This window comes from Microcystis sp. LSC13-02 (assembly GCA_002282935.1).
Taxonomy (GTDB): domain Bacteria; phylum Cyanobacteriota; class Cyanobacteriia; order Cyanobacteriales; family Microcystaceae; genus Microcystis.
In genome coordinates, this window is sequence record MTBT01000034.1 from 1 (window position 1) to 7,336 (window position 7,336).

Below are 7,336 nucleotides of genomic sequence, written 5' to 3' on the forward strand. Positions count from 1 at the left end.
ACATTTTAGCATATATTTCGTAAATGTGCTAATATTTAACAGTAAAGCCGTCGTAGAACGACGGGGTTTCAGACCCAAAATTTTCGATGACCAGGCGGCCGGTGGCGGTCTTAACCAATAGTACCCTCTTGGGAGATGCCCGAGTGCGTCAAGACTTGAGCAAAGCTGATATCGTCGCCGCTAAAATCGATGCTGTTTCCGAGGCCCAATGGCGACGGGTTAACCGTCCAGTCCCCGGCCTGGATTGGCAGATTCTTTGGTCGGGATTAAGACAATTTCGCCAAGAATGGTCGGGAAAACTAGCAATTCAAACCATGGTGCTGGCCTCTTGGTCGCCCCAAGATCAAGACCAGTATATCGATTTGATGCAACAGCTACAACCGGTTGAAATTCAACTTAACACCCCGACCCGTCCCCGGGCAAGACAAAGACAATTAGAAACCCGCGGTAATAATCCCCTCACCGCTGCCGACGGAATGCAAATTCTCAAACCCGTAAACGCTGAAATATTGGCAATTTGGGCGCAAAAAATTGCCACGGCCACGGGAATTACCGTACGCTGTGTGCCACTTACCGCCACAGGTCTCTAAGGCTTTGGTTTTTCTTCTTTCGGCTTCACATTAAAATAAGCCTCCATTACCTGACGTACCATAGGTGCGGCCACTTTACCACCACCACCGCCGGAATGTTCCGCAAAGGCGACCACGACAATTTCGGGCTTGTCGAAGGGCGCGAAAGCTCCAAACCAAGCGTGGGACTTCCCTGGAGGTGCTTCTGCCGTGCCGCTTTTGCCCGCTACGGGCGGTAAAGCGGGGTCCGATAGGGCCCGACCAGTTCCTTCCGCTACCACGGATCTCAGGGACTTTCTCAGGGTGTCTAGGGTGCTAGGTTTCATGTTCAAAGACTTTCGCCATTCCTTAACATCGCGGGCATCCTGTAAAAGGTGCGGTTTCACCAAAAAACCACCGTTAGCGGGGACAGCAAACATCACAGCTACTTGTAGGGGAGTTGCGAGGGTAAATCCTTGACCGATCGACATATTAATCGTATCCCCTACGGACCAATCCCAGTTTTTAAAATTACGCAGTTTCCAATCGCGATCGGCAATTAACCCCGGAGTTTCTTCCGCTAATTCTATACCGGTTTTCTGACCGAAACCGTAGCGCCGAGCCATGGCAATTAAAGCCGGACCCCCCACCCCGCGACCAATTTGACCGTGAAAAGTGTTACTACTCATAGCCATGGCCCTGACAAAACCGATCGGCCCAAAACCGGCGTGATTCCATTCTCCAAAAGCTGTCCCCCCCACATAAAGGGCGGCAAAGGTATTTAAGACCGTATTGGGGGGAAATTTACCCGATTCCATGCCGGCAGTGGCAGTGACGACTTTAAAGGTGGAAGCGGGGGGGAATCCTTGCAGAGCGCGGTTAACAAAAGGGTTGCCCTCCGCTTGTAGTTTTTTCCAAGTGGTGGTGGTAATTGGGGCCGAGAACACATTGGGATCGAAACTAGGATAACTGACCATGGCCCGCACGGAACCATCCCGGGGATCGATCGCCACGATCGCACCTTTGCGTTTTCCTAAAGCGGCCTCGGCGGCTTTTTGGAGTTTTAAATCTAGTGTCAGGGTGACATCTTGCCCCGGTTTAGCAATTTTTTGGCCGAGAATTTGGATTACTTGTCCCGAGCCGTTGACCTCTAACTGCATTCCCCCCCATTCTCCCCGCAATTTTGACTCGTAGGCGGCTTCTACACCCATTTTACCGACGACATCTCCCAATCGGTAGCCCTGGGGTCTTTTGGCTTGATATTCCTCCGGGGTTAGTTCCCCCGTATAACCGAGAATATGCGCCCCAATTTTACCATTGGGATAGTAGCGCACTGATTCCACGTCCACTTCAATGCCGGTTAATTCGTCTTTGTATTCCTCTAGGGCGATAATTTGGCCTGGAGTTAAACCCCTAGCGATGCGGATCAGGGTGGAGGGGTTTTCGTCCGCTTCGTTAATGCGTTTTTCTAGGTCGCTTTTGGGAATGCCTAAAATACTGGCTAAACGGTCAAGATTGAGTTTTTGAGCGGGATTACGCTGGGATTTCGGCCAAATATAGGCCGCATGGGTTAAGCGGGCCGTGGCCAAAACTTTGCCATTGCGATCGAATAAGTTGCCCCGGACTGGGGGTTTGGGAAGAATGCGAATCCGGTTATTTTCTGCCCTTTCTCGGTTAATTTGTCCTTGCTGCAGTTGTAAATATGCCAAGCGTGAGCCGACTCCTCCTAGCAGGACAATGCTAATTAATCCCATAATTAGCCATGACTGACGCTGACGACCGACTAGACGCTCTTTATCTGTGATTTTATTCTGTAATTTATTCGGCGATGGCCGCTTCGGCGAGGTGAGCGGTTTTTTCGGTTTCAGTTTGACTTTGGTTTTTGATAGGAGTCCGCTATTACGCATTTGCTTAAAGTTAAAAGTTTAAAAGTTATTAGGGCAGTTATCAGTTATCAGTTATCAGTTATCAGTTATCAGTTATCAGTTATCAGTTATCAGTTATCAGTTATCAGTTATCAGTTATCAGTTAGTTATCAGTTATCAGTTATCAGTTATCAGTGATCAGTTATGAGATTTGAGTTTTTAAGTGTGCAGTATTAAGTGAGCGGTTTCAAATAGCACTTTCCTAATGTCTTTTCACTGGTTACTGATCACTGTTTACTGATCACTGTTCACTGTTCACTGTTCACTGAAAAGGACGCAATACTAGGTGATTTAGCTCCTCTCTTTACTAAAGTTCAGGGTATCCGCAATATATCTTAACAAAATCGGAGTAAATACAAAGGAGTGGAAGGAACCACACCAGACACAGAGGACACAAAGATTGATCGCTTCTATAGTAAGTTAAAGAGAGCCAAGAAACTGGCACACATATATAGTTAAGAGTTTGTCAAGTGTTTCTTAACTATATGTAACATTATCCCTGCTCAAAATGTAATCACACTGCGGATAGAATCCCCTTGTCGCATCAGGTCAAAAGCCTCGTTAATTCTTGCCAGAGGCAGAACATGGGTGATTAAATCATCGATGTTAATCTTGCCCTCCATGTACCAATCGACTATTTTTGGTACATCCGTACGGCCTCTCGCCCCACCAAAAGCCGTACCTTTCCAGACGCGTCCGGTGACTAATTGAAAAGGACGGGTACTAATTTCTTGGCCTGCCCCAGCTACACCGATAATAGTGGCAACACCCCAACCTTTATGGCAACATTCCAAAGCTTGACGCATAATCTGGACATTGCCGATACACTCAAAACTATAATCGGCCCCACCTTTAGTTAAATCCACCAGATAGGCCACTAAATCCCCCTCAATTTCTTGGGGATTAACAAAATGAGTCATCCCGAATTTTGCCGCTAAAGCTTGTTTCTGGGGATTAATATCGACCCCGACAATCATATCGGCTCCCACCAAGCGGGCCCCTTGAATAACGTTTAAACCGATGCCTCCCAGACCAAAAACCACCACTTTTGCCCCCGGTTCCACTTTAGCGGTATTAATCACCGCACCGATACCTGTAGTGACTCCGCAGCCGATATAACAGACTTTTTCAAAGGGAGCATCGGGGCGAATCTTGGCCAGGGAAATCTCCGGCAGCACGGTATAATTAGCAAAAGTCGAGGTTCCCATGTAGTGATAAAGAGGTTGACCATCGAGGGAAAAACGACTGGTTCCATCCGGCATTACTCCCCGACCTTGGGTAAGACGAATCGCTTGACAGAGATTGGTTTTAAAGCTGAGACAGTATTCGCACTGACGACATTCGGGAATGTATAGGGGAATCACAGGATCGCCCACTTTCAGGCTAGTGACACCTTTTCCCACTTCTACCACGATTCCGGCCCCTTCATGGCCTAAAATTGAGGGAAATAAGCCTTCAGGATCGGCCCCAGAGAGAGTATAGGCATCGGTGTGACAAACTCCCGTGGCTTTGATTTCTACTAACACTTCCCCCGCTTGCGGTGCGGCTAATTGTACCGTTTCAATAGTTAGGGGTTTTCCCGCTTCTAGGGCAACTGCCGCTCGAACATCCATAGGCTCAAAGCAATAGGTTTTTTCCAGTATAATACCGTTAAACTGCTGAAGAGTTGTAATAGAACAATTCTCAACTTATCTCTATGTTAGTCCTCACCATCCGCGAAGAAGGAATGAACGATGGTGGCTTTACTGCTAGTCTCAATTTTGATAGCGGTAACAGCTACCCAATTACGGTTACTGACCCCTTTACTAACCAAGAAGAAAAACAACTAGAATGGTACTTTGAGGAATGGTTAGTATTTCCGACGCTAGAGACGGATAAAGCGCAAAAAGCCGCCAACAGTGTCCAAAACTATGGCGAAAATTTATTTAAACAGGTTTTCCAGAGTAATTTAAATGCTTATGGGGAATATCGAGACTTGCGAGAGCAGTTAAGTCAACTGCAAATTATTATCGAAAGTCAGTCGCCAGAATTTCAAGCTTTACATTGGGAAGCGCTGAAAGATCCTGATTTACCGCGTCCTTTTTCTATAGATTGTATCATCTCCCGCCAGCGTCGAGGGGCTACAGTTGTCCCGGTGCAAATGGCCACTTATCCTACTATCAATCTCCTGGTGGTAATTGCGCGTCCTAATGAGGAATCTGATGTTAACTATCGCACGATTTCCCGTCCTTTAGTAGAACTGGTAAATAGTAGTGAAATACCAGTAAAAATTGATATTTTGCGTCCCGGAACTTATGAATCACTAACCAGACATCTGGATGAGAAGGGAGAAGGATACTATCATGTTATTCATTTCGATGTTCATGGCGGATTAATGGAATATGAACAGTACGAAAGACAGGTTCACGGGGACTCTTGGCGCTATCAAAGGGGATGGGGACTGGAGGATTTAGCAGAATATGAGGGAGTAAAAGCTTTTCTGTTTCTGGAAGGAGAAGAAAAAGGTCAAGCGACTCCGGTAGAAGCGACGGAATTAGCGAATTTACTCACGGGGAAAAATATCCCTATTTGTATTCTCAATGCTTGTCAGTCAGCAAAGCAAATTTCCCAGGAATCAGAAGACTATCGGGAAACCAGTTTAGGGAGTCGTTTGATGACTGCGGGAATGCAAGCTGTGGTAGCGATGGGATATTCGGTGACGGTTTCTGCAGCTAAGTTGATGATGAAACCAATTTATCAGCAATTATTGAACGGAAAAGACCTAACGGAAGCGATGCGAAAAGGACGGTTAGAGTTATTCAATAATAAGCAACGCCGCGCCTATTATAATACGATAATAGATTTAGAAGATTGGTTATTACCGGTGATTTATTGTCGCGGTAAAATTAATCTCAATTTGCGTCCATTTACTCCAGAAGAGGAGGAAAAATACTGGGAACATATCGGCAATCAATATGTCTTTCCTTTACCAGAATACGGCTTTGTCGGCAGGGATTTAGAAATTCTCAAGATGGAAAAGGCTCTACTGAAACATAATATACTTTTACTCAAAGGAATGGGAGGGACAGGAAAAACTACTTTACTCAATTATCTACGAGAATGGTGGCAAAAAACCAACTGGGCGACCCATATTTTCTATTTTGGTTATGATAAAAAAGCTTGGACTTTAGAACAGATTGTCCATGAAATCGGTCAGGGAATTTATAATCGCTTTGAACAGGCGAGTTTCCAAGCGATGAACCTGAAAGCGCGGGTGAGGAAACTAGAACAAAAACTCCGCAGTGAGGCGTATATTCTCATTTTAGATAATCTGGAGTCGGTGACGGGACAACCGTTAGCAATTCAGAATACTTTACCGGAGAATGAGAGGGAAGCAGTCGCCGAATTTCTCAAGAATTTGGTCGGGGGAAAGACGAAGGTGATTTTGGGTTCTCGCAGTGAGGAAACTTGGCTGCAACGCAGGACTTTTAAGGAGAATATCTATCACTTACAAGGATTAGACCAAGAGTCGAGAACTGAATTAGCGGAGAGAATCTTAGAACGTCAGGCGAAGAGTCGGAAAAATGCGATTAAAAAGGATGATTATTTTAAACGCTTGATGAAGTTGTTGGCGGGGTATCCGTTGGCGATGGAAGTGGTATTAGCGAATCTGAAGCGACAGTCACCGGAGGAGATTTGGCAAGGGTTACAGTTGGCGGAATTAGTTAATGTGGGGGATGAGAATAAGACTAATAATATCATCAAGTGTGTGGAATATTCCCACAGTAATTTGTCGGAGGAGGCGCAGAAGTTGTTACTATGTTTAGCGCCTTTTAGTGGGTTTATTCCCAGGGATGTTATTCCTAATTATAGCCAACAACTACAGCAATTAGAACCTTTACAAGGCTATCAGTTTGATCAATTTGATGCAGCGATAGAAGAAGCGATTCATTGGGGTTTGCTTTCGCCGATGAGTGAAGAATTGTCGAGATTCTTGACTATTCAGCCCATTTTTCCCTACTTCCTAAAAACGAAGTTAAAGGAATTAGCACCAGAGACACAAGCAGCAATTTGGGAGGGATTTAAGAATCATTACCGAGGATTGGCAAGTTATTATGATCACTTACTAGATTCCAAAAATCCGCAAGAGAAGCAGTGGGGGATATTGTTCTGTCGCTGGGAGTATGAAAATCTGTTTAATGCGTTGCAAATCGCCCTCAATCAGCAAGAAAGCGTACTTAGTATTATTACTTGCTTGCATAGTTATCTGAAGTTAACCCAAGATACTCAGACTAATTTAAAGCTCCTAGAGTTCGTTCTCGAAACTTTTGAAAACTATCCCCCTGAAGCCAAACAAGGGCAGGTGGCAATAGAAATCATTGCTATAATTGCCGAGACAGGAAGCAAATATTTACAAAGTAAAAATTATCAGAAAGCGAAAGAGATTTACCAAAAGATCCTCGAATTACTCAAGCCAATTAGTGAAAGTTACAGTCAATTGAAGCAATCTTTGCAAGCCAGAATTCTGCACCAGTTGGGAATGGTAGCGCAAGAATTGAGGGAATGGGAGCAAGCCCGAAGCTACTACCGGCAAGCTCTTGAGATCAAGATTGAATATGGCGCTGCCGGAGGCACGCAAAGCGCCCGCTATGAGCAAGCCGGAACCCTGCACCAGTTGGGAAGAGTAGCCCAAGAATTGAGGGAATGGGAGCAAGCCCGAAGCTACTACCGGCAAGCTCTTGAGATCAAGATTGAATATGGCGCCCGCTACGAGCAAGCCAGCACCCTGCACAATTTGGGAATGGTAGCGCAAGAATTGAGGGAATGGGAGCAAGCCCGAAGCTACTACCGGCAAGCTCTTGAGATATTCATTGAATATGGCGC

3 protein-coding genes and 1 pseudogene are annotated in these 7,336 nt (G+C 45.6%); 2 read left to right on the forward strand and 2 right to left on the reverse strand.

Annotated elements, in window-relative coordinates:
• Positions 1–86: 86 nt before the first annotated feature.
• Positions 87–590: pseudogene (locus BGL89_RS02235) on the forward strand (radical SAM protein); the annotation flags it as partial.
• Here the strand turns inward: BGL89_RS02235 and mrdA are convergent.
• Both mrdA and BGL89_RS02245 read right to left on the reverse strand, forming a co-directional pair.
• The gene (gene mrdA / locus BGL89_RS02240) at positions 587–2,455 is read right to left on the reverse strand and encodes a penicillin-binding protein 2 (RefSeq protein WP_286824208.1); all 1,869 of its coding nucleotides are present in this window, start codon (positions 2,453–2,455) and stop codon (positions 587–589) included. The pseudogene BGL89_RS02235 and the gene mrdA overlap by 4 nt on opposite strands.
• Positions 2,456–2,976: 521 nt before the next feature.
• Positions 2,977–4,086, reverse strand: coding sequence for an S-(hydroxymethyl)glutathione dehydrogenase/class III alcohol dehydrogenase (locus BGL89_RS02245; RefSeq protein ID WP_286824209.1), 1,110 nt, complete (start codon positions 4,084–4,086; stop codon positions 2,977–2,979).
• 83 nt (positions 4,087–4,169) lie between these two features.
• Here BGL89_RS02245 and BGL89_RS02250 point away from each other — a divergent pair.
• Positions 4,170–7,336: CHAT domain-containing tetratricopeptide repeat protein (locus BGL89_RS02250; RefSeq protein WP_286824210.1), on the forward strand; the 3,167-nt coding region annotated here is incomplete at its 3' end.